General features: G+C 38.9%; 2 protein-coding genes. Both read right to left on the reverse strand.

The window, feature by feature from the left end; genetic code table 11:
- Positions 1-101 precede the first annotated feature (101 nt).
- Positions 102-947 carry a glutathione-dependent disulfide-bond oxidoreductase gene (gene yghU, locus GQR46_RS19335; RefSeq protein WP_007581288.1) on the reverse strand — a complete coding sequence of 282 codons (846 nt, stop codon included), beginning with the start codon at positions 945-947 and terminating at the stop codon, positions 102-104.
- Between the two features lie 77 nt (positions 948-1,024).
- Complete coding sequence (locus tag GQR46_RS19340; RefSeq protein ID WP_010555361.1) at positions 1,025-1,606, reverse strand: rhomboid family intramembrane serine protease; 582 nt, start codon at positions 1,604-1,606, stop codon at positions 1,025-1,027.
- Between the last annotated feature and the right edge of the window lie 144 nt (positions 1,607-1,750).

The raw sequence follows: 1,750 nt of genomic DNA on the forward strand, positions 1-1,750 counted from the left end.
AAGTTTAAAAAGTAAAAAGGCCCAAAATAAATATTTATTTTGAGCCTTAAAATTATCAAGCAGGTTAAAGTGTTAACGACTTTACTTGCTGTTCTATAGATTTAACCTTCGAAATCGCTATCGTTATGGCGCTCTGCCATTTGCTCTTCTTCAGGGCCCCATGTGCGATTTACGCGACGACCACGCTTTACTGCGGGGCGCTCTGATATTTGCGTAGCCCAGCGTACAACATGGGTGTATGAGGCAACATCTAAAAACTCTGCTGCATCATATAAAGCTCCAAGCACTAACGATCCGTACCACGGCCAAATTGCAATATCGGCAATTGAGTATTCATCACCTGCCATGTATTCATTTTCGCTTAAATGGCGATTTAACACGTCAAGCTGGCGTTTGGTTTCCATGGTAAAACGGTCAATAGGGTATTGCATTTTACTTGGTGCGTAGCTATAAAAATGACCAAATCCGCCACCTAAGTAAGGCGCTGAGCCCATTTGCCAAAATAGCCAGTTACGACACTCAGTTTTAGCTTTTAAATCTTTAGGTATGAGTACATCAAATTTCTCAGCCAAATACTGTAAAATAGAACCAGATTCAAAGATGCGAGTAGGCGGCGTGGTTGAATGATCCATTAGCGCTGGGATTTTTGAGTTTGGATTAATATCAACAAAGTCAGATCCAAACTGATCGCCATCACCTATGTTTATTAAATATGCGTCATAGTCTGCATCGGTGCAACCAAGCTGTAAAAGCTCTTCAAACATGATTGTAGCTTTTTGGCCATTAGGTGTCGCAAGAGAATAAAGCTGAAATGCGTGCTCACCAATAGGTAGAGTTTTGTCATGAGTCGCGCCTGCAATTGGGCGGTTAATGCTGGCAAACTTACCGCCACTTTCACTTTCCCACGTCCATACTTTTGGTGGCGTGTATTCGTTTTTATCACTCATAAATAACCTCTGTTAGATGAAATACATATATGGTAAATGTGGCCATAAAAAATTAATTAAAGGCCCTAATACTTAATTTACCGACCTTTTAATTTATCGGCTTTTGCTAATCTATAACCTAAAAACAATCCGCTTAGCGCTCCAAATAAATGGCTTTCAAACGATACATGATAGCGCTGGGGTAAAACACCCCATATAAAACCGCTATAAAGTATAGCCACTACAACAGCAATTATAATTGATTTTAATGAGCGTCTTACTAAGCCGTAGCATAGAATAAAGCCCCATAAACCATATATAACACCGCTTAAACCAACATGTATGTTACTGCGCCCAAATGCCCAAACTAACAGTCCACCAACTAGAGCGGTAAAAATAAATACGTTATAAAAACGTTTTACGCTGTACTGGCAAATTAGCCAACTTAACACTACAAATGGAATCATATTACTGGCGAAGTGCCACCAGCTACCATGTAAAAAAGGTGCGCATAGTATGCCAATTAAGCCTTGGATACTGCGTGGATATATGCCTAAACCATTTAGGTTTATACCAGGTAGGCTATTGATCACTTGTAGTACGAAGCAAATAACAACAATACTAAAAATTGCGAAGCGGGTACTCGTTAGTAATGACAGTGTGGTTGGCTTGGTTGCCATATAATCACCCTAATTGACTTTAAGAGTTGCCAGTATAGGAATTGTATTTGCTAATGAAAAGCAATTAAAAAAGCACAGCATAAAATGCTGTGCTTATTTTTAATTTTTACTCACTATTAACCTAGTTTGGTTAATAGTTTTTTG

It is taken from the genome of Pseudoalteromonas sp. Z1A6, from assembly GCF_011378745.1.
In the GTDB taxonomy this organism is placed as follows: domain Bacteria; phylum Pseudomonadota; class Gammaproteobacteria; order Enterobacterales; family Alteromonadaceae; genus Pseudoalteromonas; species Pseudoalteromonas arctica.